Raw genomic sequence first — 21892 nt, forward strand, 5'->3', positions numbered from 1 at the left:
AATGCGGTTGGGTTAAGCTAAGCGACATGGTGAAAGCGGTCAACACCCGGTCGGTCGACCAGGAACTCGTGAAGGGCCCCGTCGACAAGGCGATGGAGGTGCTCGAAGCGCTCGTCCAGCCCGGCGGTCCCCACCGGTTGGGGGAGATCGCGCGCCGCACGGGACTGACCAAGCCCACCGTCCACCGGCATCTGCGGACGATGGCGGAGTACGGCTTCGCCGAGCCCGCCGAGGGCGGCAGCTACCGCCCGGGCCCGCGCCTGCTGGGCCTGGCCGCCGCCGCGCTGAGCGACAGCCCCGTCCTGGAACTCACCGGGCCCGTCCTCGCCGACCTGCGCAGGCGCACCGGTCACGTCGCGTTCTACGCGGTGCGTCACGCGTTCGACGCCGTGCACCTGGAGCAGTCGGAGCCGGCCCGTGAGTACCGGATGAGCACGCGGCCGGGTCACCGGTCGCCGCTGTACGCCTGCGGTGTGGGGCTCGCCATGCTCTCGGCCCTGCCCCCCGAGGAGGCCGCGGCCGTCCTGGACGCACCGGACCTGGAGGCCCGCACCCCGCACACGCTCACCGACCCGGCCGCGCTCCGGTCGGTGCTCGCACAGGCGGCGCTGTGCGGCTACGCCGTGGACGACGAGTACGACGAACCGGACGTGCGGTCGGTGGCGGCCCCCGTCCTGGACGCGGAGGGGCTGGTCGTGGGCGCGATCGGCGTCTCCGGGCTGACCTTCACCCTGGACCCCGAGAGCGTGGAGGTGTTCGGGCCGATGGTGCGGGCCGCCGCGCGTACGGTGTCGGCGGGCCTCGGCGCGCGCACCCCGGTCCTCGGCGTGGTGAACACGACCGCCGGAGGTGAGCGGTCATGAGCGCCTTGGCCGAACTGCTCGCCGAGGGACGGGAACAGCGGATCTACTCGGGCGCCGCCTGGTCCGTGGGGAACGCGGAGGGACCGCTGGACCGGGGCTGGACCGGCACGCGGAGCTGGGACGGGCCGCCTCTGGACGGCGCCGACGTGTGGGACCTCGCCTCGGTGACGAAGCCGATCGCCGGACTCGCGGTCATGGCGCTCGTCGAACGCGGCGCGCTGGGACTTGACGCCACCGTGGGCACGTATCTTCCGGAGTACCGAGGCGGCGACAAAGCGGAGTTGACGGTGCGTCAACTTCTCACGCACACCTCGGGAATTCCGGGCCAGGTGCCGCTCTACCGCGATCACCCCACCCGTGCGTCGCTGCTGGAGGCGGTGCGCCTGCTGCCCCTGACCGCGAAGCCCGGCACCCGCGTCCAGTACTCCTCGCAGGGGTTCGTCGTCCTGGGCCTGATCGCCGAGGCGGCGGCCGGACAGCCGCTGGACACCCTGGTGGAGCGGCTGGTGTGCGCGCCGCTCGGGATGCGGGACACGGTCTTCTGCCCGGACTCCGGGCGGCGGGCACGCGCGGTGGCCACCGAGGACTGCCCCTGGCGGGGCCGCCCGGTCGTGGGCGAGGTGCACGACGAGAACGCGGTCGTGCTCGGCGGGGTCGGCGGCCACGCGGGCCTGTTCTCCACGCTGGAGGACATGGAACTGCTCGGCGCCGCTCTCGCCGGTGGCGGCCGGGGCCTGCTGCGCCCCGACACCTTCGCCGTGATGACGGCCGCCCACACGGACGGCCTGGCGCTGCGGCGGGCTCTCGCCTGGCAGGGCCGCGATCCGGTCGGCTCCCCCGCCGGGGAGGTGTTCGGCCCGGACTCCTACGGCCACACGGGCTTCACCGGCACCAGCCTGTGGGTCGACCCGCGTACCGGGCGCTACGCGGTGCTGCTCACCAACCGGGTGCACCCGACGAGGACGGGCGACGGGATCGTCGCCGTGCGCCGTGCGTTCCACGACGCCGCCGCCCGGACACCCTCGTTGGCCCCGGGCGGCCACCACGGTGTGGAATGACCCGATGAGCTCTCCCGCACCCGGCGCCGAACGCCCCGAACGCGCCCGCCCCACCGCCCAGAGTCTCACCGGCGTCGGCCTCGCCGTCCTCGACGGCGCCGGCCGGGTCCTGCTCGGGCTCGGTCATGACGGACGCTGGGAACTTCCCGGCGGCAAGGTCGACGCGGGTGAGGACTTCGAGACGGCCGCCGCCCGTGAACTGGCGGAGGAGACGGGGCTGGGGACGGCCGCCGCCGACGTGCGGGTGCTGGCGGTGCTCGTCGACGGCACGGCCGGGCTGACCAGGGTGACAGCGGCGGCCGTCACCGAGCGGGCGAAGGGTGCGCCCCGGGTCACCGAGCCCGACAAGATCGAGCGCTGGGCGTGGTTCGCCCGCCAAGACCTGCCCTCGGCGCTCTTCCCGCCGTCCGCCTCGGTACTGGACCGCCTGTGGCCCGAGGCGGAGCGGCGGGGCGCCGAAGGGGTCCGCCACTACACGGTGGCCGCGCCGGGCCAGTCGTGAACGGCGGCACGAGCCGGGACGGGTGCGCGGCGTCGCGGTAGGTCCTGTGCATGACGGGGCGGCCCAACGGCAGAAACGTTGCCCCATCTGCCGGAGGGGCTCGTCGTCGTGAACGGCCTGCCGCCCGGCGGTCCCGTGATCGACGGCGCACGGACTGGCCCGCCGGCCGTCGCCGGGACACGACGGCGAGCTGATTCGGCCCTCGTCAAGTAGGCGGCCCGGCCACAGCCACCTCCCGAGCAGGGCCGCGTACGCGGCAGGCACCGGCCGTCGTCGCGGCCGAAGCCGTCCGCGCCCGATTCGCGGCATCCATTGACATGAACGCATCCCGGCGCAACTCTGAGAGCGCTCTCATCATCGGTACGGACCAATTCCCCCACACCCGCACGGAGGTGGAGAGTGCTCTCCGGACTCAGACACCGTCTGCTCGCCGTGGCCGCGGCGGCAGGCCTCACCGGCGCCCTGCTCACGTTCGGCGCCGCACCGCCCGCGGACGCCGCGGTGCCCGACACCATCCCCCTGAAGATCACCAACAACTCCGCCCGCGGCGACGCCGTTCACATCTACAACCTGGGCACTTCGCTGACGACCGGTCAGCAGGGCTGGGCCGACGCGAACGGCACCTTCCACGCCTGGCCCGCCGGGGGCAATCCCCCCACCCCCGCACCGGACGCGTCGATCCCCGGACCGGCCGCGGGACAGACCAAGACGATCCGGATTCCCAAGCTGTCCGGACGCGTCTACTTCTCCTACGGCCAGAAGCTCGACTTCCGGCTCACCACCGGCGGCCTGGTCCAGCCCGCCGTCCAGAACCCGAGCGACCCCAACCGCAACATCCTGTTCAACTGGTCCGAGTACACACTGAACAACGACGGACTGTGGCTGAACAGCACCCAGGTCGACATGTTCTCCGCGCCCTACACGGTCGGCGTGCAGCGCGCCGACGGCGGCGTGACCAGCGCCGGACAGCTCAAGGCCGGTGGCTACAACGGGGTGTTCAGCGCGCTGCGGGCCCAGCCCGGCTGGGGCGGGCTGATCCAGACCCGCCCCGACGGCACCGTCCTGCGGGCGCTCGCGCCGCTGTACGGAGTGGAGACCGGGGCGCTGCCCGCGTCGGTCATGGACGACTACATCAACCGGGTCTGGCAGAAGTACACGACGGCCACGCTCACCGTCACGCCCTTCGGGGACCAGCCCAACACGAAGTACTTCGGACGTGTCTCGGGCAACGTCATGAACTTCACCAACAGCTCGGGCGCGGTCGTCACGAGCTTCCAGAAGCCCGACGCCTCCAGTGTCTTCGGCTGCCACCGGCTCCTGGACGCGCCCAACGACCAGGTGCGCGGACCGATCTCCCGCACGCTGTGCGCCGGCTTCAACCGCTCGACGCTGCTGAGCAATCCCAACCAGCCCGACCCCTCCGCGGCGAACTTCTACCAGGACTCCGTGACCAACCACTACGCCCGGATCATCCACTCCCGGATGGCCGACGGGAAGGCGTACGCCTTCGCCTTCGACGACGTCGGCAACCACGAGTCGCTGGTGCACGACGGCAACCCGGCCGAGGCCAGGCTCACGCTCGCGCCCTTCGACTGAACCGGCACCTGACGCGGGTCCGCCCCCGGCCTCCGCTCGTGCGGCGGTCGGGGGCGGACTCGTGGTGCGGCACCTTGCGGGGCGGCGGTGCGGTGCCGCACCGGGCCGGTCAGGCGCCGGGCAGTACGCCGGTGCGGGCGACCTCGGAGTACCAGCGGGCGCTGGCCTTGGGGATGCGGGTGCCGGTCGGGTAGTCGACGTAGACGGCGCCGAAGCGCTTGCTGTAGCCGTGGGCCCACTCGAAGTTGTCCAGCAGCGACCACAGGAAGTAGCCGCGTACGTCCGCGCCGTCCAGGATGGCCTGGTGGACGGCGGCCAGGTGACCGCGTACGTAGGCGATCCGGGCGGGGTCGTTGACCTGGCCGTCAGGGCCCGCGTAGTCGTCGAAGGCGGCGCCGTTCTCGGTGATGACCAGCGGCACCCGCGGGAAGTCGGCGGACAGCCGGCGCAGCAGGTCGTACAGGCCGGTGGGGTCGACGGCCCAGCCCATGGCGGTCGTGTCGCCGGGCGGCTGGTGGAAGGCGACCCTGTCGGCTCCGGGCCAGGGGCTGTGCGAGCTGTTGCCGTGCCCGTCGGAGGTGTGGGCGCCGCTGTCGTCGGCCTCGGAGACGACGGTGGGGGTGTAGTAGTTGACGCCCAGGAAGTCCAGCGGCTGGTGGATGCGTCGCAGGTCGCCGTCCTGGACGAAGGACCAGTCGGTCAGCTCGGCGGTGTCCTTGAGCAGGTCCTCGGGGTAGGCGCCGGTCAGCATCGGGCCGGTGAAGACCCGGTTGGCGAGCGCGTCGATGCGACGGACCGCGTCGGCGTCGCCGTCGCCGCCGGTGAGCGGGCGGACGTGGTGGACGTTGAGGGTGACCGAGACCTGGGCGTCGGCGCGGACCCTCTCGCGCAGCGCCTGGACGGCCAGGCCGTGTGCCAGGTTGAGGTGGTGGGCGGCGCGCAGGGCGGCGACCGGGTCGGTGCGGCCGGGGGCGTGCACGCCGGAGCCGTAGCCGAGGAAGGCGCTGCACCAGGGCTCGTTGAGGGTGGTCCAGCTCTTCACCCGGTCACCGAGGGCGTCGGCGGCGAGGGCCGCGTACTCGGCGAACCGCTCGGCCGTGGCGCGCTCGGGCCAGCCACCGGCGTCCTCCAACTCCTGGGGCAGGTCCCAGTGGTAGAGGGTGGCGACAGGCTGGATGCCCTTCTCCAGCAGCTCGTCGACGAGGCGCCGGTAGAAGTCCAGGCCCTTCTGTACGGCGGGGCCACGGCCGGTGGGCTGGATCCGGGGCCAGGCGAGCGAGAAGCGGTAGGCGCCCAGGCCGAGTTCGGCCATGAGGGCGACGTCCTCGCGCCGGCGGTGGTAGTGGTCGGTGGCGACGTCACCGGTGTCGCCGTTGCGCACCCGGCCGGGGGTGCGGGCGTAGGTGTCCCAGATGGACGGGGTACGGCCGTCCTCCGCGGCGGCCCCCTCGATCTGGTAGGAGGCGGTCGCGGAGCCCCAGAGGAAGCCGTTGGGGAAGGTGCGGGCGGCGTCCGGGGCGGACGCGGTCTGCTGTGCTGCGGTGACCACGTAAGTCCTTTCGGGGTGAGGTGTTCGCGGCGGGGGCGCGCGAACACCGGTGGGGGTGGCGCGCGGGCGCACGGGCGCCGGAAGGGGAGGTGGTGCGGGCCCGGTGGCGCGGTGACCGGGCCGCGCGGGTGGCGGGTCAGCCCTTCACGGCGCCCGCCATGATGCCGCTGACGATCTGGCGCCCGAAGACGATGAACATCGCCAGCAGCGGCAGCGTGCCGAGCAGCGCGCCCGCCATGATCAGCGACTGGTCGCGGACATAGCCCGCGCTGAGCTGGGTGAGCGCGACGGGGACCGTCGGGTTGGTCATGTCGAGGACCACGAACGGCCAGAAGAAGTCGTTCCACGCGTGCACGAACGTGATCATGAACAGGACGGCCATCGCGGGCCGGGCGATCGGCAGCACGATGCTCCAGAAGATCCGCAGCGAGTGCGCCCCGTCCACGCGTCCGGCCTCGACGAGTTCGTCCGGCAACGCCTCCGAAAGGTACTGCCGCATGAAGAAGACCCCGACCGCGCTCACCAGCGTCGGGAAGATGACGGCGGGCAGCTGCTGCGACCAGCCCAGGTCGGCCATCAGCATGAACAGCGGTACGACGGCGAGCTGCGGCGGCACCAGCATGGTGCCGATCACCAGCATGAGCAGGGCGTTGCGCCCCTTGAACCGCAGCTTGGCGAAGGCGAAGCCGGCGAGCGTCGCGAACAGCACCGTGGACAGGGCGATCACCCCGGCCACGATGAGGCTGTTGACCATGGCCTTGCCCATCGCCGCCTCGTCCCAGGCCCGGGCGAGGTTGCTGAACAGGTTCGGGCCGGGCAGGAAGGGGGGCGGCGTCTGGCTGACCCGGGTGTTGTCGGTGGAGGCGGCCACCATCGTCCAGTACAGCGGGAAGATCGACAGGATCGCCATGACGGCGAGCAGCACGTAGGCGAGGGGACCGGCGTGGTGCTGGCGGCCGGCGCGCTGGCGCAGCAGCCGGCGGCCACCGCGGCCGGCCGCCTTCTCGGCGGGGGTCCGGGCCGCGGCGTCCGTCCGGGCCGGGAGACTCTGAGTGGTCATGGTGACTCCAGGTCAGGACGTACGGGAACGCAGGCGCTTGATGACGCGCTGGAGGACGAAGACGAGGACGAGCAGCATGAACATCGCCCAGGCGACGGTCGCCGAGCGGCCCATCTGGTAGTTCTTCCAGCCCTCCTCGTACAGCAGGAGACCCAGCGTCTGGTACTGGTTGTCCGCGCCGCCGGTGACACCGTTGGGGCCCTGGCCGAAGATCAGCGGCTCGCCGAACAACTGGGTGGCGCCGATCGTGGAGAGCACGATGGTGAAGACGATGGTGGAGCGGATGCCGGGAACGGTGACGTGGATGAACTGCTGCCAGCGGGAGGCCCCGTCGAGGGAGGCCGCCTCGTACCGGTCGGCGGGGATGGCCTGCATCGCGGCCAGGTAGAGCAGCGCGTTGTAGCCGGTCCAGCGCCAGATGACGATGGTGGAGATCGCGACCTGGGAGGGCCACTTGTCTGCCTCCCAGTCCACCGGGTCGATGCCGACCGAGCCGAGCGCCCAGTTGATCATGCCGAAGTCGCGCTCGAAGATCATGGTGAAGACGAGGGCGGCCGCGGCGACCGAGGTGGCGTAGGGGACCAGGGAGGCCACGCGGAAGAACAGCGAGGCGCGCATCCGGTAGTTGAGCAGGTGCGCCATGCCGAGCGCCATCATCAACTGCGGGACGGTGGAGATGACGCCGATGGTGATCGTGTTCTGCAGCGCGTTCCAGAACCTGGAATCGCCCCACAGCTCCACGTAGTTGTCGAACGCCACCCACTCCATGACGTCGAGGGTGGCCAGCTCCACGTCGTGCAGGGAGATCCACGAGGTGTAGACGAGGGGGTAGAAGCTGAACGCGGCGAAGACCACGAAGAACGGCGCGACGAAGACGTACGGGGCGCCCTTGATGTCGAGCCGGTGCAGGAGCGCACCGCGCCGCCGGGCGGTGCGCTCGCCGTCCGTCCCGCGGGACGGACCCGGAGGCTCGTCCCCGGCCAGGGCCTTGGTGGTGGAGGTGGCCACCGGAATTCCTTCCTGAGAGCGGATGGGTGAGCCGGGCGCCGGGCCCGCGGCGTCGGCGCGGCGATGGCGCTGGACGCGGGCGGGCCCGGACGGCCGCGGGAGCGGAAGGTCAGCCGACCGCCTTCTCGATGCGCTCCCCGGTGGTCTTCCACGCCTCGTCACGCGAGGCGTCTCCCTGCTCGATCAGGGCCAGGCCCTGGGAGAAGGTGTCCTTGATCGTCCCGTCCTTGCGGCCGAGGACCTGCTTGTCCGGGATCTCCTGGGCGGCGGCACCGAAGATCTGGCCGATCGGCGCGCCGCTGAAGTACTCCGACTTGGCGTTCTTCACCTCGGCGCTGCCCAGTGCCTCGCGCGAGGACGGGATGTTGCCGATCTCCTTGAAGATGTGGGCCTGCTGCTCGGGGGCGGTCAGCCAGGCCACGAGCTTCTTGGCCTCCTCCTTCACCGGGCTCTGCTCGACCACGCCGAGGAAGGAACCGCCCCAGTTGGCGCCCTTGGGGGCCTTGGCGACGTCCCACTTGCCCTTGTTCGCCTCACCGGCCTTCTCGCTGATGTGGCTGAGCATCCAGGCCGGGCACACCGCGGTGGCGAAGGTGCCGTTGGCCAGGCCCGGGTCCCAACCCGGCTGGAACTGACGGAGCTTGGCCGTCAGGCCGTCGTCCGCCGCGTCGGCGGAGAGGTTCCACGCCTCCTTGACGGCCGGGTTCGTGTCGTAGATCAGCTCACCCTGCTCGTCGTAGTACTGCTCGGGGTAGCCGTAGACCATGGCGTTGAACAGGCCGCTGGCCGCGTCCATGTAGGCCACGTCGCCGCCCTTGAAGTCCTTCTTGAAGGTGCGGCCGACCTCGACGTACTTGTTCCAGTCGCCCTCCCACAGCTTGGCGACCTCCTCGCGGTCGGTGGGCAGGCCCGCCTTCTCGAAGTAGTCCTTGCGGTAACAGACGGCCATCGGGCCGATGTCGGTGCCCAGGCCCAGCACCTTGCCGTCCTTGGTGCTGATCTGGGACTCCTTCCAGGGCAGGAAGTGGTCGGTGCCCGGCACGTCGGCGAAGTCCGCGAACTTGTCCGACTGGGTCTCGGTGATCTCCTTGGCCCGCCCGATCTCGATGCCCTGGATGTCCTTCAGGCCCTTGCCGGCGGCGAGCCTGGTCTGCAGCGCGGTGTAGTACGTCTGCTCGTCACCGGCGATCTCGGCCTTGATGTCGACGTTGGGGTTCTCCTTCTCGTACTGCTCGAGAAGGCCCGTCTCCTTGATGCCCATCACCCCGTACATGCCCATGGTGATGGTGACCTTGCCGTCCTTCTTGCCACCGCCGGTGGCCGAGTCGTCACCGCTGCTGCAGCCGACGACCAGTGCCAGCGCGCCGACGGCCGCGGCTGTCGCCACCGTCCTTCTGCGCAATGAACCGAGAGTGCCCATGGATCTCCTCCTAGCGACGGCGCTGACACATCGGAGTGACGAGTTCTGCGATGACTACTGCGATGGCTACAGCGGCAAACAGCGTGAAAGACAGCGGCTCAGACACGAGGTGGGAACGTGCCCAATTTTGGTGGGCACGTTCCCACCGGCGCATCGAAGACTCGTGGGAGCGGGCCGATCTGTCAATAACTTGAAAGCAACTTGTCACCGGTTCCCGGGCTCGGCGTTCGCGTTCCGACGCCCGGGGGGTGCTCCGCCGACGGCGGTGTCTGCAAGAATTGCCGCAGGTCACCTCCGCGGTAGGCACCGCCGCCGCGGCCGCCGAGGGGGGAGTACATGACCGGCAACCGCCGTCCAACGATCAAAACGGTCGCCGCCCGCGCCGGCGTGGGCCGCACCACGGTTTCCCGTGTCGTCAACGGCTCGGACCTGGTCAGTGCCGACGCACGCGCCAGAGTCCTTGCGGCGATCAAGGAACTCAACTACGTTCCCAACTCGGTCGCCCGCGGCCTGGTGACCAACCGCACCAACGCCGTGGCCCTGGTGATCCCGGAATCGGAGAGCAGGCTCGGTTCGGAGCCGTTCTTCGCCGCGCTGATCCGCGGTGTCAGCGGCGCCCTCGCCGAGAGCCGCACCCAGCTGCAGCTGATGCTCGTCCGCGACCAGGCCGAGCGGGACCAGCTCACCGAGTCGGTCGCGACCCGCCGCGTGGACGGTGTGCTGCTGGTCTCGGTGCACGCGGAGGACCGACTGCCGGGCATGCTGGAGGAGATGGGCCTGCCCACCGTGCTGGCCGGCCGCCGCGACGCGGGCGAGCGGCTGAGCTACGTCAACTCCGACAACGCGGGCGGGGCCGCCGCCGCGGTGCGGCATCTGCTGAGCAGCGGACGGCGGCGGGTCGCCACCATCACCGGTCCCCTGGACATGGACGTCGGCCGCAGCCGGCTGGCCGGCTGGCGCGCCGCGCACCTGGAGGCGGGCGCGCCCGCGACGGAACTCCTCGTCGAGGCCGGTGACTTCACCGAGGAGGGCGGCGCTCGCGCCATGCGTTTGCTTCTTGAACGCGCCCCGAATCTGGACGCCGTCTTCGCCGCCTCCGACCTCATGGCGGTCGGCGCCCTGGCCGAACTGCGCCGGCAGAAGCGACGGGTGCCGGGGGAGGTGGCGGTCGTCGGGTTCGAGGATTCCGTCCTCGCCCGCCACACCAACCCGCCTCTGACCACGGTGCGTCAGCCGGTGGAGGAGCTGGGCCGGACCATGGCCCGCATCCTCACCGACATCACGCAGCACGGTGCGCCCCGGCAGCAGATGACGCTGCCGACGGAGCTGGTGGTGCGCGAGTCCTCGTAGGGCCGTCGGTGGCTGCTCAGTCGTCCGCCGCTTCCGCCCGGTCGGCACCCGGCGGAGCCGAGGGCGTTGCGGCCGGGAAGTCGTACACGGCGAAGTCGGCCACCGGCAGGTAGCCGATGCGCCGGTAGAGGCCGTTGCTCGTGGGGTTGGCCAGGTCCGCGAACAGCACGACCTCCTGGGCTCCCGCGGCCAGCGCCGCCCGGCTCGCCGCTACCGTCGCCGCACCGGCGTATCCGCGTCCTCGCAGGTGGCCGGGGGTGTAGACGGGAGCCAGCCGGATCTGACCGGCGACCAGCGGGCTGAGTCCCGCCATCGAGACGGGAGCGCCGTGCGGGCTCTCCCAGAACGTGACGCGTCCACCGGCGATGCGCTCGTCGGCCCACCGGCCTCCCCCGGTGGGGACGCCGCCGATTGCGGCCGCGAACTCGTCGTGCCAGCGGATAAGTTGCTCCCGGTCCCGGGCACCGGCGACTCTGCCCCGGCCCTCGGGCTGCGGCTCGGGTGGGGTGAGCGTTCCGAGGCGGTAGAGGCGGTGCCGCTCGCGGAGGGTCGGCACGGCGCCCGTGTGCCGCTGCCAGGCCTCGGCGAAGGCGGTGGCCGTGTCCTGGTCCGCGTTGACGCCGGGGAGCGGGTGCCCGAGACGCGCGAGGCGTGCGGCGAGGGCGTCGGCGTCCTCGGGGGCGAGCAGCGTGAGGCTCAGTGGGCGCGGCGGGGTGCGGAAGAAGGTGGCGACGACCTCGCCCGCTCTTTCCAGGCGGCCGAAGACGGGTGCCCCGGCACCGTACGAGTCCGCGCCCTGGGTGCGCAGGGTCTCGGTCACCGTCAACTGCACGGTGTGCAGGCCAGGGCGCGAGTGCAGGAAGTCTCCGGCGCGGGCGAGGAAGTCGTCGAGGTCTTCGGTGAGATGCCAGTCGTCCGGGTGCATGCCTCATGATTTCTCACGCCGCGGGGTTCGCGCCCGTGCTTTTGCGCACGGCGGGACGGCAGGTGATCACTCGGACGACTGGGCACCGGCCGGCCGTGCGGCCGACGTCCACTGCCCGCCGAGCGCCTCCAGAACACGGCGGCGAAGCAGTTCGTACTCGGCACGGAGCCTGCGTATCTCGGGCGGCCGCGGGACGGCGACACCGCCGGTGACGATCTCCTCGGGGGCGAACTGTTCGCGGGTGAGGTCGATCTCAAGGCCCATGCCCAGACGGTTCCACCAGTGGTAGTCCACCCGCCTGCCCTCCACGTGGACCTCTCCCCTGATCAGCTCGCCGCCGAGCAGGTCGTTGAGCACCATGGCGGTCACCCCGGACTGGTCCCTGGCCGGATTGCCCGGGGTCCACCGCGAGCGGAACTCGGGCGTGCACGTCTCGGCGCTCCAGCTGCCGCGGACGGCGCACTCGATGTCGGTGAGCAGCAACGGCGTCATACGTCGATTGTGTCGGCAGCCACTGACAATGCCCCGCCGCGGGCCGGTCAGCCCGCGTCGGGCAGGGCTACCGGGCAGTCGGCCTCGTCCGCCTGCCGCCGGGCCCGCCGGGCGTTCTCCTCGCGCACCGCGACCACCCACCGCCACGGTTCGATCTCGTCCAGGGTGAGGCCGGGGCAGGTGAGCCGGTGCGGGACGCGGCAGGTGGTGCCGGGCGGCGGCTCGTCCAGGCCGCCGTTCCAGGCCTGCCCGCCCGAGTCGACGTGCCAGCGGTGCCCGCCCGGGACTAGGTGGGCGGGGACGGCGAGCAGGGGTTCCAGCAGAACGTGCCGGCCCGTATAGGTGCGGCGCCGTTCCCCGGCGAGGCCGCAGTTCGGGCAGACCGGCCGGGCCGGTGGCTCGGGCCCGTCGGCCCCGTCGCGTGCTGCTTGCCCGCGGTCCACGCCCTCCCAGACCCTGGGAGTCTCGGCGGACGGTTGCCGGTGGCTGTCGGGGCCGGGCAAAGGGAAGAGGTCCGGTTCGTGTGTATCCCCCATGAAGGCGAGCGTGCGGCGACGGCCGCGGGCGGGCCAGGGCGCGGGGCGGGCGCAACGGCAGCACGGGGCGGGGCGTGCGGGCGCGAAGCGTCACGGTACGGCAGGATCAGGACGCCGTGGAAGCATCCGCGGGCGGGCAGGCGGGGATTCCCGGCGGAAGTGGTGGGTGGACGTGGCGGCCGGCTGGGAGTGGGACGACACCTTGTTCTCGGGTACGGCCGCCTACTACCGGCGCGGAAGACTTCCGTACGCTCCCGGGCTGGCGGACGTACTCGGCGAGGTGCTGGCCCTCGACGGGCGGGGGCGGCTGATCGACCTGGGGTCCGGGCCGGGCACGATCGCCCTGGATCTGGTCGGTCTGTTCGACGAGGTCGTCGGTGTGGACCCGGACGCCGGGATGATCGACGCGGCCGCGCGCGAGGCCGAGGCGCGGGGAGTGTCCGGCAAGGTGCGGTGGGTACGGGCCCGTGCCGAGGAACTGCCCGCGGGACTTGGGAGTTTCACGGTCGCGACCCTCGCCCAGTCCTTCCACTGGATGGATCGCGAGCTGGTGGCCGCGAGCGTCAAGGACTTGCTCCGGCCGGGCGGCGCCCTGGTGCACATCTCGGACCTCAAGACACGGACTCGGACCGTCGACGGGCTGCCGTACCCGGCGCCTCCCCACGCGGCGATCGGGGAGTTGGTCAGGCACCATCTCGGGCCGGTCCGCCGGGCCGGCCGCGGGGTGCTGCCGGAAGGGACGCCGGGCGGCGAGGCGGCGGTGCTGGCCGGGGCGGGGTTCGCCGGCCCGTACCGTCATGTCGTGCCCGGCGGGCAGGCGTTGGAGCGGACGTGGGACGACGTCGTCGCGGGGGTGTTCTCCATGTCGTTCTCGGCCCCGCACCTGTTCGGCGCGCGCCTCGGCGCCTTCGAGGAGGACCTGCGCGCCCTGTTGCGCGAGGCGTCGCCCTCGGGCCGGTTCTGCGAACGGCAGCCGGGCACCGAGGTGTTCGTCTGGCCGCGCGGGCCGGAGTGATCACCCTCGCCGGAGTCCGGCCCAAGCGGCGGCCGTCGGCGGCCGGGGCGCGTGCGGCCGGGTGCCGGTGCGGCCGATCCCGGGAGTCGCGGCGTCACGGCGTCACGGCGTCGCGGCGTCACGGCGTCACGGCGTCACGGCGTCACGGCGTCACGGCGTCACGGCGTCACGGCGTCACGGCGTCACGGCGTCACGGCGTCACGGCGTCACGGCGTCACGGCGTCACGGCGTCACGGCGTCACGGCGTCACGGCGTCACGGCGTCACGGCGTCAGCACGATCCTGCCGAACACCTCTCCGTCGTCCATCTTCCGGTGCGCCGAGGCGGCTCGTTCCAGGGGCAGCACCTCGTGGACGACCGTGCGCAGCTCGCCGCGGCTCGCGGCGGCGAACTGCTCGGCCCTGACGGCGTTCCGGTCGGGCACCGAGACGGTGGCGGCGCTGAAGGTGGCGAAGGACATCGACTTCTGGAACGCCGCCATCAGGTGTGTGCCGAAGTCCGCCGGCGGTTGGCCGCCGACCGCGCCGACGACGACCATGCGGCCGTTCGGCTCGAGCCTGGGGAAGAAGGAGGGCAGGTGCGGGCCCGCGACGACATCCACGATGACGTCGTAGCCCGCGGGCGCGCCCGCGCTCCCCTGGCCGGAGCGGTCCAGGACGTGGGTCGCGCCGAGCCCGCGCAGGCGCTCCCCCCGCTCGGCCGAGGACGTCGTCACCGCCACCGCTCCGGCACCGCCACGGGCCGCGAGCTGGACCGTCATGATCCCGAGGCTTCCGGCGGCGCCCCGCACCAGCACCGACTCGCCGGGCGTGAAGTGGGCGTGGGTGAGGCCGAAGTGGGCCACCACTCCGGAGCTGCCGAGCGTCACCGCGTCGACGGCGGAGAGACCCGCCGGAAGGGGCAGGAGCTCGTCGGCCGGGGCGAGGGTCAGCTCCGCGTAGCCGCCGCCCACGCCGGTGGACGCCCACACGCGCCGGCCGATCCAGGAGGTGTCGACGCCGTCACCGACCGCGGTCACGGTGCCCACCACCTCGCCCCCGGGGACGTGGCCCTCGGTGAAGCCGTAGGAGGCGAGAGCGCCGCTCCGGATCACGGCGTCGGCACCGCTCACGCCGATCGCCTCGGTGGTGATCAGCACCTGTCCGCCGGCGGGGGCGGGGTCGGGGAGGTCGACGACCACCAGACCACCGGGTCCTCCGAACGCCTGGATCTCCACTGCCTTCATCGCCGCTCCTTGTTCACCGATACCGTGCCCTTCGGACGCTAACGGACGCCCCCGTCCACTTTGGCTAAAGTGAGAGTGGTGACCGATCGATTGCCTCACCCGCTGCGCGCCGACGCCCTGGACAACCGGGAGCGCATCCTGGACGCGGCCCGCACCCTGTTCGCCGCCGAGGGCCTGCACGTGCCGATGCGGGAGGTCGCCCGGCGGGCCGGTGTCGGCCCCGCCACCCTCTACCGGCGCTTCCCGACCAAGCAGGCGCTGGTCACCGAGGCCTTCACGGATCAGCTGCGGGCGTGCGAGGCCATCGTCGACGAGGGGCTGGCCCATCCGGATCCCTGGCGCGGGTTCTGCCTTGTGATCGAGAAGACCTGTGAGCTGCACGCACGGCACCGGGGTTTCACCGAGGCCTTCATGGCGGCCTACCCGGAGGCGATGGACTTCGCGGCGGCCCGTAGGTACACGCTGAGGTCGGTCGGTGAACTGGCCCACCGGGCGAAGGGGCCCGACGGGCTGCGCCAGGACTTCGTCCTGGACGACCTGATTCTGATGATCATGGCGAACAGGGGCATCCGTGCCGCGTCGACGACCGCCCGCGTCGCCGCTTCCCGGCGCTTCGCCGCGCTCGTGATCCAGGCATTCCAGGCCTCCCCCGACCACTCGGCGCTGCCGCCGGTGCCGCGGTTGGCGCCCGCGTGACCCGACTGGGCCAGTGAGGTCACGGCTAGCGTTTCTCCTCGGGCCGCCGTTCGTTAGGGCGGACATGATCAAGAAGCTCGCCTGTGTCTCCGTCCTGGCCACCGCTCTGCTGGCGTCCGCTCCCGTCGCCGAGGCCGCCCCCGTACCCGGTCCGTCCGCCGGGGTTCCGGGCGGTCCGCTCCTGGACGGTCTCCTCGGATCGCTCGAGGTCGGGCATCCGGCCACCTCCCCGCAGTCCCTGCTGCCCGAGGGCATCCTCGGCAGGTGACGGGCACCGGCGGAAGGGGAGCGAATGCGCGCAATCGCCCCCTCCGCCTCGGATGACCGGTTCACGGCCGCGCTCCACCGGGCGATCCCGCCGCCGCCAGACCGCGGCAGGTTTCCCGTAACCGCCGTCCGTCAGCCTCCAGTGAGTCATTCGAATCCAGGAGGCTGCAGTGAAGCACGTGAGCAGGAGGGGCGCCGGTGCGGTGGTGGCCGCGCTCAGTGGTCTGGCCCTGGCGATGAGTTCCACCACCGCGCACGCCGCGACCGGCCCGGACGTCATCGCCCACCGCGGCTCCTCGGGCATGGCACCCGAGAACACCGCCGCAGCCATCGACCTCGCCGTCGACCAACGCGCCGACTACGTGGAAATCGACGTCCAACGCACCAAGGACGGCGAACTCGTCAACTTCCACGACTGCACCATGGAACGCACCACCGACGTCGAAGACCTCTACCCCGACCGGCCTAGCTACCGCGTCTCCGACTTCACCTGGGCCGAACTCCAGCGCCTGGACGCCGGCTCCTGGTTCCACCCCCGCCACGCCGGCGAACCCCTCCTCACCCTCGACGACGTCATCGACCACATCGACGACACCCGCACGGGGCTCCTGGCCGAAATCAGCCCCTGCGACCAATACGGCACCAGCGTCGCCGCCGACCTCGCCGGCCACCTCAAGAGCAAGCCCCGCTACGTCCGCAAAGCCCTCGCCCGCCACCAACTCGCCGTCCAGTCCTTCCAGACGGACGACGCCCACACCTTCCACACCCGGCTGCCGGACGTCCCCATCGGCATCCTCGACGCCGAGCGCCCCACCGACACCGAACTCGAACAACTGGCCCGGTGGGCCGACCAGATCAACCCCCAGCACACCGTCACCGATCAGACCCTCGTCGACCGCGTCCACCAACTCGGCATGGACATCAACGTCTGGACCGTCGACGAACCCGGCGCCATCCGCACCATGACAGGCCTCGGCGTCGACGGCATCATCACCGACTACCCCCAATCCCTCACCCAGCGTCAGCAGGGCGCCGGAAAGCCGGCCCTTTGACACGCACGGCCGTCGGGCGTTGACTGTCGGTACGGCGCAGAGCCATGCCGCTCCGGGGAACCCGGTGACCCAAGCAGCCCAGGAAAGCGGCACACGATGATGTACGACCAGACGCGCGCACAGCAGCCGTCGGACCAGCCCCCGCGCCGCCCAGAGCACCGTTCCGCGGCGCCGGACACGCTGGTGCCGTCGGCGGAGCGGGACGCGGTCCTGGACCGCCTCCGCAAGGCGATCAACACCTTCGCCGACACTCCGCGCGAGGCCCTGGAGGAAGCGGAGGCCGCCTTCGACGACGCCGCGGCCCACCTCGCGCACGCCCTCGCGGAACGACGTCGAGCCCTGCACGAGAGCTGGCAGGACCAGGACTCCGACGCACAGGCCGAGGAACTCCGGCTCGCGCTGAGGCAGTACCGCGAGATCACGCAGCGGCTGCTGCGCACGTAGCGACCGGTCCCCCGGCGGTCAGAGGAACTGCCGCACGACCAGCGTCACGGCCCCCGCGACCGCGAGTGCCGCGGCGGCCGTGCGGGTCCGTCGTACGTTGAGCCGCCGGGTCAGTGGCCGGGCGACAAGCACCCCAACCACGGCGGCGGGGGCGAGCAGCGCGGTGCCGCGCAGTGCGTGCGGGGCGACCGCGCCCGCCGCTGTCAGCGCGGCGAGACTCATCAGGGAACCGGCGAGGAAGAACGCGCTCATCGTGGCGCGCAGTTCCGGGCCGCTCAGCCGCTGCCACACCATCGCCATGGGCAGGCCGCCGATGGACGTGGCCGTGCCCATCAGTCCCGAGGCCATCCCGGCCAGGACGACCGAGGAGCGCCGCCGGCGCGGTACGTAACCGGCGGCGCTCACCGTGACGCCGGTGAGGACCACCGCCGCGACGAGCAGCGCGAGGCAGCGGGCGGGAAGGGCGACCACGAGCAGGGCACCGGCCGGCGCTCCGGGCAGCCGGCCGACGAGGGCCCAGCCGCAGCCGCGCAGGTCGGCCCGGCCTCGTTCGCGCACCAGCACCGTCGCGGTCACCCCGGTGGCGAGCAGCAGGACCGCCGTGGGTGCGAGGGCCGGGTCAACGAGCGAGAAGACCGGTGCGGCGATCATGCCAAGGCCGAAGCCGATGGAGACCTGGAGCAGGGCGCCGATGCCGGTGCGGACGGCCTGCTGCTCATGCCTCCCTACCTGGTCGATTCGCCCGCCGCGGGGCTCGTCGCCTACGCCCGCGCGGTCGGGCGGGAGACGGAGCTGCCGCTGATCGTCTACAGCCGGGCGAACGCCCGCTTCGACGAGACCTCGGCGGCGGCGGTGGCCCGGCTGCCGACCGTGTCCGGCTTCAAGGACGGCACCGGCGACCTCGATCTCGTCGCGCGGATCGTCCCCGCCGTGCGTGAGACGCTCGGCGCGTCCGGCAAGAGCTTCCAGTTCTTCAACGGCATGCCCACGGCCGAGGCGAGCCAGCCGGCCTACCGGGCACTGGGCGTCGAGCCGTACTCCTCGGCCGCCTTCGCTTTCGCGCCGGACATCTCCCTCGCCTTCCACCGGGCGATCGTGGAGGGCGACCAGGAGCGGATCGACGCGCTCCAGCGGGCCTTCTTCCACCCCCTGGTCCGGCTGCGCCGGCGGGTGCCGGGGTACGCGGTGTCGTTGGTGAAGGCGGGGGTGACCCTGTCCGGCGTCGATGCCGGGCCGGTCCGCCCGCCGCTGACGCCGCTCACGGCGGCCGAGACCGAGGAGCTGGCGGCCATCGTCGCCGAGGGGCGGGCCGTGCTCGGCCGGCCCTAGGTACCGGCCGAGTCGTTGGCGCAGCGGAAGCCGAGGTTGCCGGACGAGGACTCCGGGGTGTTGGCGGAGCGGGCGGCGACCCGGTAGCGGTTGCAGTAGGAGTCGTGGCACAGGTAGGAGCCGCCGCGCAGGACCCGTGCCGTCCCGGTTTCGGGGCCGCGCGGGTCCGCGGCCGGCGCGTCGGCGTAATAGGAGGGTGAGAACCAGTCGGAGCACCACTCCCACACGTTGCCCGCGGTGTTCCACAGGCCGAAGCCGTTGGGCCGGTAGGACTTCACGGGAGCGGTGGTCAGGTGACCGTCCTCGGCCGTGTTGACGTGCGGGAAGCGGCCCTGCCAGATGTTGCAGCGCCACCGGCCGCCCGGGGTCAGCTCGTCGCCCCAGGCGTAGCGGCGGCCGGCCAGTCCCCCGCGGGCGGCGTACTCCCACTCGGCCTCGGTGGGCAGGCGCTTGCCGGCCCAGCGCGCGTAGGCGGTGGCGTCGTTGAAGGAGATGTGGACGACGGGATGGTTCTGCCGGCCGGTGATGTCGGAGTGGGCGCCCTCGGGGCGACGCCAGTGGGCTCCCCGTACGTTGATCCACCAGGGGGCCCCGGCGGCGTTGCCGAGGACGTCGGCGGCGGGTGCCGCGACCACCAGGTGGAAGACCGCCGAGGAGCCGTAGCGTTCGGCGTCGGTCACATGGCCCGTCGCCTTGACGAAGCCGGCGAACCGGGCGTTGGTGACGGCGGTCTCGTCGATGTGGAACGGCGCCAGACGCACCGGGTGGACGGGCGTCTCGCCGTCGGCGGGATACCCCTCCGCGAAGGCGTCCCCCATCGCGAACTCACCGCCCGGCACGAGCACCTGACCGCGGGTCGAGCGCGCACGGGCGGCGTGCCCCGATGCCGGCGGGGACATGGCGACGGCGACGGGCGAGGCGGCGGGGGTGCAACAGGGGCGGTGGTCGCGGGTCATGGGTCCTCGAATGGGGTCGCCGGCTGCTACGCCTGGTAGGTGGACTCGTCGAGCCCGCTCAGGGTCGGGTCGTGTCCCACTTCGCCGACCTCGTACATCGACGTCATCCAGTGGTAGAAGTTGTCGCCGCGCTCGCGCAGTACGTCGTACAGCCGGCGCATCATCCGGCCGCGGACCTCCGCCCGCTCGGGATGGGCGTAGACGTTCTGCAGTTCGTCCGGGTCGGTGCGCAGGTCGTAGAGCTCGTTGACGGAGTCGGGGTTGACGACGAGTTTGTACCGGTCCTCGCGCAGCATGCGTTGCGGGTAGGGGAAGTGGTGGCCGTGGAACTCGCAGACGATGTCCTGGTCCCAGTCCACCGTCTCGCCCCGCACCAGGGGCAGCAGGCTGCGCGAGTCGACGGCGGGTTTCGGGTCGACGCCCGCCAGTTCGAGGATGGTGGCGGTGCAGTCGAGGAGGCTGACGAACTCCTCGCGCACCTGGCCGCCGGGCGCGCCCGGGACCCGGAGCAGGCCAGGGGTGCGGTAGATGTCCTCGTACATCGCGGGACCCTTGTCGTGCAGCCGGTGCGAGCCGGTGAACTCCCCGTGGTCGCAGGTGAAGAACACCGCGGTGTCGTCCACGAGCCCGAGGCGTTCCATGGCCGCCATGACGCGGCCGATCTGCATGTCGATGAGCGCCACGTAGCCCCAGTAGACCGCGATGAGCTTGCGGGTCGTCTCGATGGGCATCGTGTCGAACGTCCAGTGCGCGCTGTAGTTGCGCTGGACCGGGGGTTTGCCCTCGAAGGTCTCCGACACGGACCGCGGCAGCTCCACGTCCGCCGGGTCGATCAGGTCGAAGTACTCGTCGGGCAGGATGTACGGCAGATGCGGTCCGAAGAAGTGCAGGGCCAGGAAGAAGGGTTGGTCGCGCTCGTGGACGTCCGCGGCGTACCGCTCGAGCTGTTCGATGGCGCGGGTGGCCAGGTAGTGCTCGAAGGTGGCCTCGACGGGCTGGTGCAGTCGGGCGGCCAGCAGGTTGCCGGGGCCGCCGTTGGGCAGGGTGCCGCGGACCCGGTCGCTGATCTCGTACGGCGGCAGCCCGTGTTCGGCGAGGTAGGCGAGGTAGTCCGGGTTGTCCACGGGGTTGTGCCAGCCGGGCAGTTCGGGGCCGTCGAAGCCGTAGTCGGCCGCCGTCCGCCGGTTGCCGGCGTGCCACTTGCCGACGAGACCGCAGTTGTAGCCGTGTTCCCTGAGCGCCCTGGAGAACGCGAACTGGTCCTCGGCCAGGTCCTCGAGGTAGCCCACGTTGCGTTCGTGGTTGGCGAGGAGCTTGTGCCGGAAGGGCGCCTGACCGGTCAGCAGGCTCGCGCGGGCCGGGGTGCAGATCGCGGTCGGGGTGTACCAGCGGTCGAAGCGGGTTCCCGTGGCGGCCAGTTCGTCGAGTACGGGGGTGTGCGCCAGCCCGTTGCCGTAGGCGCCGAGCGTGTCCGTCCGGTGCTGGTCGGTCATGAGGAAGAGGATGTTCTTCCGGGCCGCGCCGGGCTGGGCGCCGGACTCGGTCACTTGGCCGCTCCCGTGAAGAGGTCGCCGGTGTAGTAGGTCTTCGGGTCGACGGGCTTCTTCAGCTTGCCCGTGTCGACGAAGTAGTCGTTCATGCCCTCGAGCCAGGTGACGACGGTGCCGTCCTTGGTCAGCTTGTCGAGTTCCTCGACGCTGAGCACCTTGTTGTTCGCGGCGTCGGCCTTGACCTGGTCGACGGGGATCTTCAGTTTGTCCGCGGTGAGTTCGATGGCCTCGTCGGTGTGCTCGGAGCGGAACGTCATGGCCTCGCGCAGTACGGCGAGGACCTTCTTGGTCTTCTCCGGCTGCTTGTCGACCACCTTGTTGCCCGCGACGAACGCGGTGGGGAAGGAGACGTCCTGCTCGAAGTCGGCGTTCTTGGCGAGTTCGACCAGGTCGGGGACCTGCTTCTTGATCGTCGCGGCGGCCGGGTACCAGAAGCCCGCGCCGTCGACCTGCTTGGAGGAGAAGGCGGAGACGATGGTGGACGGGTCCATCGGGACGACCTTCAGGTCCTCCTTGGTCATTCCGGCCTTCTCCAGCGCGAGGGAGAGGATCATGTCGCCGGAGGTGCCCTCGGGCACGGCGACGGTCTTGCCCTTGAGCTGCTGCATCGAGGTGATGCCCGGCTGGGCGAGGACCCGGTCGGAGTTGCCGAGCGTGTTGATGGCGACGACCTTGGCCTGTCCGGAGGCGGGGAGCCACATGGCGCCCGGGCCTATGTAGCCGAAGTCGAGGTTGTCCGTGCCCAGGGCCTGGATCTGGAGCGGCCCGTTGGTGAAGACCTTGGCGTCGGCCGACAGGCCGTGCTTCTTCCACAGGCCCTTGGCCTCGGCGATGGCGATGAGGCTGGCGCCGTTGAAGTCGTTGATGTAGCCGAAGCGGACCTTGTCCGACGATCCGCCGGAGGACGAGCCGCCGCCGCACGCGGCGAGCAGCGCCATCGCGGCCACGCCGGCGAGGGTGGTGGAGAGGCTTCTGCGGGTGAGGACGGGTGACATGGGA

The 21892-nt window shown here is 71.7% G+C and carries 23 protein-coding genes; 11 read left to right on the forward strand and 12 right to left on the reverse strand.

What is annotated here, in order from left to right; all coding sequences use genetic code 11:
- Positions 1 to 26: 26 nt before the first annotated feature.
- The 4 genes from ACGH7X_RS02000 (at position 27) to ACGH7X_RS02015 (ending at position 4019) form a co-directional block, all read left to right on the forward strand.
- The gene (locus tag ACGH7X_RS02000; RefSeq protein ID WP_399880927.1) at positions 27 to 863 is read left to right on the forward strand and encodes an IclR family transcriptional regulator; all 837 of its coding nucleotides are present in this window, start codon (positions 27 to 29) and stop codon (positions 861 to 863) included.
- Positions 860 to 1921 (forward strand): serine hydrolase domain-containing protein, encoded by a 1062-nt coding sequence (locus ACGH7X_RS02005; RefSeq protein ID WP_399880929.1) that lies wholly within the window; start codon positions 860 to 862, stop codon positions 1919 to 1921. Before ACGH7X_RS02000 ends, ACGH7X_RS02005 begins: the two co-directional genes overlap by 4 nt.
- A 4-nt stretch (positions 1922 to 1925) precedes the next feature.
- A complete protein-coding gene (locus tag ACGH7X_RS02010) occupies positions 1926 to 2423 on the forward strand; it encodes an NUDIX hydrolase (RefSeq protein ID WP_399880931.1) in 498 nt (165 codons plus the stop codon).
- Positions 2424 to 2822: 399 nt separating this feature from the next.
- The gene (locus tag ACGH7X_RS02015) at positions 2823 to 4019 is read left to right on the forward strand and encodes a glycoside hydrolase family 64 protein (RefSeq protein WP_399880933.1); all 1197 of its coding nucleotides are present in this window, start codon (positions 2823 to 2825) and stop codon (positions 4017 to 4019) included.
- Between the two features lie 109 nt (positions 4020 to 4128).
- Here the strand turns inward: ACGH7X_RS02015 and ACGH7X_RS02020 are convergent, their stop codons facing one another.
- The 4 genes from ACGH7X_RS02020 to ACGH7X_RS02035 form a co-directional block, all read right to left on the reverse strand.
- The gene (locus tag ACGH7X_RS02020) at positions 4129 to 5568 is read right to left on the reverse strand and encodes a GH1 family beta-glucosidase (protein WP_399880935.1); all 1440 of its coding nucleotides are present in this window, start codon (positions 5566 to 5568) and stop codon (positions 4129 to 4131) included.
- A 136-nt stretch (positions 5569 to 5704) separates the two neighbouring features.
- Positions 5705 to 6628, reverse strand: a complete 924-nt coding sequence (locus ACGH7X_RS02025) for a carbohydrate ABC transporter permease (protein WP_399880937.1) — start codon at positions 6626 to 6628, stop codon at positions 5705 to 5707.
- 12 nt (positions 6629 to 6640) lie between these two features.
- Positions 6641 to 7636: a carbohydrate ABC transporter permease gene (locus ACGH7X_RS02030; protein WP_399880939.1), complete on the reverse strand. Its 996-nt coding sequence runs from the start codon at positions 7634 to 7636 to the stop codon at positions 6641 to 6643.
- A gap of 109 nt (positions 7637 to 7745) precedes the next feature.
- Complete coding sequence (locus ACGH7X_RS02035) at positions 7746 to 9056, reverse strand: ABC transporter substrate-binding protein (RefSeq protein ID WP_399880941.1); 1311 nt, start codon at positions 9054 to 9056, stop codon at positions 7746 to 7748.
- Positions 9057 to 9392: 336 nt separating this feature from the next.
- Here ACGH7X_RS02035 and ACGH7X_RS02040 point away from each other — a divergent pair, with 336 nt between their 5' ends.
- The gene (locus ACGH7X_RS02040; protein WP_399880943.1) at positions 9393 to 10406 is read left to right on the forward strand and encodes a LacI family DNA-binding transcriptional regulator; all 1014 of its coding nucleotides are present in this window, start codon (positions 9393 to 9395) and stop codon (positions 10404 to 10406) included.
- A gap of 16 nt (positions 10407 to 10422) precedes the next feature.
- Here ACGH7X_RS02040 and ACGH7X_RS02045 read toward each other — a convergent pair whose 3' ends face one another.
- The 3 genes from ACGH7X_RS02045 to ACGH7X_RS02055 form a co-directional block, all read right to left on the reverse strand.
- Complete coding sequence (locus ACGH7X_RS02045; RefSeq protein WP_399880945.1) at positions 10423 to 11331, reverse strand: GNAT family N-acetyltransferase; 909 nt, start codon at positions 11329 to 11331, stop codon at positions 10423 to 10425.
- A 66-nt stretch (positions 11332 to 11397) separates the two neighbouring features.
- Positions 11398 to 11823 (reverse strand): hypothetical protein, encoded by a 426-nt coding sequence (locus ACGH7X_RS02050; protein ID WP_399880947.1) that lies wholly within the window; start codon positions 11821 to 11823, stop codon positions 11398 to 11400.
- 47 nt (positions 11824 to 11870) lie between these two features.
- Positions 11871 to 12359, reverse strand: coding sequence for a DUF6083 domain-containing protein (locus tag ACGH7X_RS02055; protein ID WP_399880949.1), 489 nt, complete (start codon positions 12357 to 12359; stop codon positions 11871 to 11873).
- A 172-nt stretch (positions 12360 to 12531) separates the two neighbouring features.
- On the opposite strand from ACGH7X_RS02055, the gene ACGH7X_RS02060 reads away from it, so the two are divergent.
- Positions 12532 to 13374, forward strand: a complete 843-nt coding sequence (locus ACGH7X_RS02060; RefSeq protein WP_399896708.1) for a class I SAM-dependent methyltransferase — start codon at positions 12532 to 12534, stop codon at positions 13372 to 13374.
- 262 nt (positions 13375 to 13636) lie between these two features.
- Here the strand turns inward: ACGH7X_RS02060 and ACGH7X_RS02065 are convergent, their stop codons facing one another.
- Positions 13637 to 14599 carry a zinc-binding dehydrogenase gene (locus tag ACGH7X_RS02065; RefSeq protein ID WP_399880951.1) on the reverse strand — a complete coding sequence of 321 codons (963 nt, stop codon included), beginning with the start codon at positions 14597 to 14599 and terminating at the stop codon, positions 13637 to 13639.
- 78 nt (positions 14600 to 14677) lie between these two features.
- On the opposite strand from ACGH7X_RS02065, the gene ACGH7X_RS02070 reads away from it, so the two are divergent.
- From ACGH7X_RS02070 to ACGH7X_RS02085, 4 genes are all read left to right on the forward strand, one after another.
- A complete protein-coding gene (locus ACGH7X_RS02070) occupies positions 14678 to 15295 on the forward strand; it encodes a TetR/AcrR family transcriptional regulator (RefSeq protein ID WP_399880953.1) in 618 nt (205 codons plus the stop codon).
- Positions 15296 to 15359: 64 nt separating this feature from the next.
- Positions 15360 to 15563, forward strand: a complete 204-nt coding sequence (locus tag ACGH7X_RS02075; protein ID WP_399880955.1) for a hypothetical protein — start codon at positions 15360 to 15362, stop codon at positions 15561 to 15563.
- 178 nt (positions 15564 to 15741) lie between these two features.
- Positions 15742 to 16614 (forward strand): glycerophosphodiester phosphodiesterase, encoded by an 873-nt coding sequence (locus tag ACGH7X_RS02080; RefSeq protein ID WP_399880957.1) that lies wholly within the window; start codon positions 15742 to 15744, stop codon positions 16612 to 16614.
- Positions 16615 to 16713: 99 nt separating this feature from the next.
- A complete protein-coding gene (locus tag ACGH7X_RS02085) occupies positions 16714 to 17058 on the forward strand; it encodes a hypothetical protein (protein WP_399896711.1) in 345 nt (114 codons plus the stop codon).
- Between the two features lie 18 nt (positions 17059 to 17076).
- Here ACGH7X_RS02085 and ACGH7X_RS02090 read toward each other — a convergent pair whose 3' ends face one another.
- Positions 17077 to 17709 (reverse strand): sulfite exporter TauE/SafE family protein, encoded by a 633-nt coding sequence (locus ACGH7X_RS02090; RefSeq protein WP_399880958.1) that lies wholly within the window; start codon positions 17707 to 17709, stop codon positions 17077 to 17079.
- A 66-nt stretch (positions 17710 to 17775) separates the two neighbouring features.
- Between ACGH7X_RS02090 and ACGH7X_RS02095 the strand changes: the two genes are divergently transcribed.
- Positions 17776 to 18387 (forward strand): dihydrodipicolinate synthase family protein, encoded by a 612-nt coding sequence (locus ACGH7X_RS02095; protein WP_399880960.1) that lies wholly within the window; start codon positions 17776 to 17778, stop codon positions 18385 to 18387.
- On the opposite strand, the gene ACGH7X_RS02100 is transcribed toward ACGH7X_RS02095, so the two are convergent.
- Genes ACGH7X_RS02100 through ACGH7X_RS02110 form a run of 3 tightly spaced genes read right to left on the reverse strand, consistent with a single transcriptional unit; the run spans position 18384 to position 21888 of the window.
- Positions 18384 to 19343, reverse strand: coding sequence for a formylglycine-generating enzyme family protein (locus ACGH7X_RS02100; protein WP_399880962.1), 960 nt, complete (start codon positions 19341 to 19343; stop codon positions 18384 to 18386). The genes ACGH7X_RS02095 and ACGH7X_RS02100 overlap by 4 nt on opposite strands.
- A gap of 26 nt (positions 19344 to 19369) precedes the next feature.
- Complete coding sequence (locus ACGH7X_RS02105) at positions 19370 to 20890, reverse strand: sulfatase-like hydrolase/transferase (protein ID WP_399880964.1); 1521 nt, start codon at positions 20888 to 20890, stop codon at positions 19370 to 19372.
- Complete coding sequence (locus tag ACGH7X_RS02110) at positions 20887 to 21888, reverse strand: aliphatic sulfonate ABC transporter substrate-binding protein (protein ID WP_399880966.1); 1002 nt, start codon at positions 21886 to 21888, stop codon at positions 20887 to 20889. Before ACGH7X_RS02110 ends, ACGH7X_RS02105 begins: the two co-directional genes overlap by 4 nt.
- Positions 21889 to 21892 lie beyond the last annotated feature (4 nt).

The organism is Streptomyces sp. BBFR51 (genome assembly GCF_044591655.1).
Taxonomy (GTDB): Bacteria; Actinomycetota; Actinomycetes; order Streptomycetales; family Streptomycetaceae; genus Streptomyces.

Coding starts and splice junctions, on each gene's coding strand:
- ACGH7X_RS02000 (WP_399880927.1), top strand. CDS start 27: ATGGTGAAAGCGGTCAACACCCGGTCGGTCGACCAGGAACTCGTGAAG.
- ACGH7X_RS02005 (WP_399880929.1), top strand. CDS start 860: ATGAGCGCCTTGGCCGAACTGCTCGCCGAGGGACGGGAACAGCGGATC.
- ACGH7X_RS02010 (WP_399880931.1), top strand. CDS start 1,926: ATGAGCTCTCCCGCACCCGGCGCCGAACGCCCCGAACGCGCCCGCCCC.
- ACGH7X_RS02025 (WP_399880937.1), bottom strand. CDS start 6,628: ATGACCACTCAGAGTCTCCCGGCCCGGACGGACGCCGCGGCCCGGACC.
- ACGH7X_RS02035 (WP_399880941.1), bottom strand. CDS start 9,056: ATGGGCACTCTCGGTTCATTGCGCAGAAGGACGGTGGCGACAGCCGCG.
- ACGH7X_RS02040 (WP_399880943.1), top strand. CDS start 9,393: ATGACCGGCAACCGCCGTCCAACGATCAAAACGGTCGCCGCCCGCGCC.
- ACGH7X_RS02045 (WP_399880945.1), bottom strand. CDS start 11,331: ATGCACCCGGACGACTGGCATCTCACCGAAGACCTCGACGACTTCCTC.
- ACGH7X_RS02050 (WP_399880947.1), bottom strand. CDS start 11,823: ATGACGCCGTTGCTGCTCACCGACATCGAGTGCGCCGTCCGCGGCAGC.
- ACGH7X_RS02055 (WP_399880949.1), bottom strand. CDS start 12,359: ATGGGGGATACACACGAACCGGACCTCTTCCCTTTGCCCGGCCCCGAC.
- ACGH7X_RS02065 (WP_399880951.1), bottom strand. CDS start 14,599: ATGAAGGCAGTGGAGATCCAGGCGTTCGGAGGACCCGGTGGTCTGGTG.
- ACGH7X_RS02075 (WP_399880955.1), top strand. CDS start 15,360: ATGATCAAGAAGCTCGCCTGTGTCTCCGTCCTGGCCACCGCTCTGCTG.
- ACGH7X_RS02085 (WP_399896711.1), top strand. CDS start 16,714: ATGTACGACCAGACGCGCGCACAGCAGCCGTCGGACCAGCCCCCGCGC.
- ACGH7X_RS02090 (WP_399880958.1), bottom strand. CDS start 17,709: ATGATCGCCGCACCGGTCTTCTCGCTCGTTGACCCGGCCCTCGCACCC.
- ACGH7X_RS02095 (WP_399880960.1), top strand. CDS start 17,776: ATGCCTCCCTACCTGGTCGATTCGCCCGCCGCGGGGCTCGTCGCCTAC.
- ACGH7X_RS02100 (WP_399880962.1), bottom strand. CDS start 19,343: ATGACCCGCGACCACCGCCCCTGTTGCACCCCCGCCGCCTCGCCCGTC.
- ACGH7X_RS02110 (WP_399880966.1), bottom strand. CDS start 21,888: ATGTCACCCGTCCTCACCCGCAGAAGCCTCTCCACCACCCTCGCCGGC.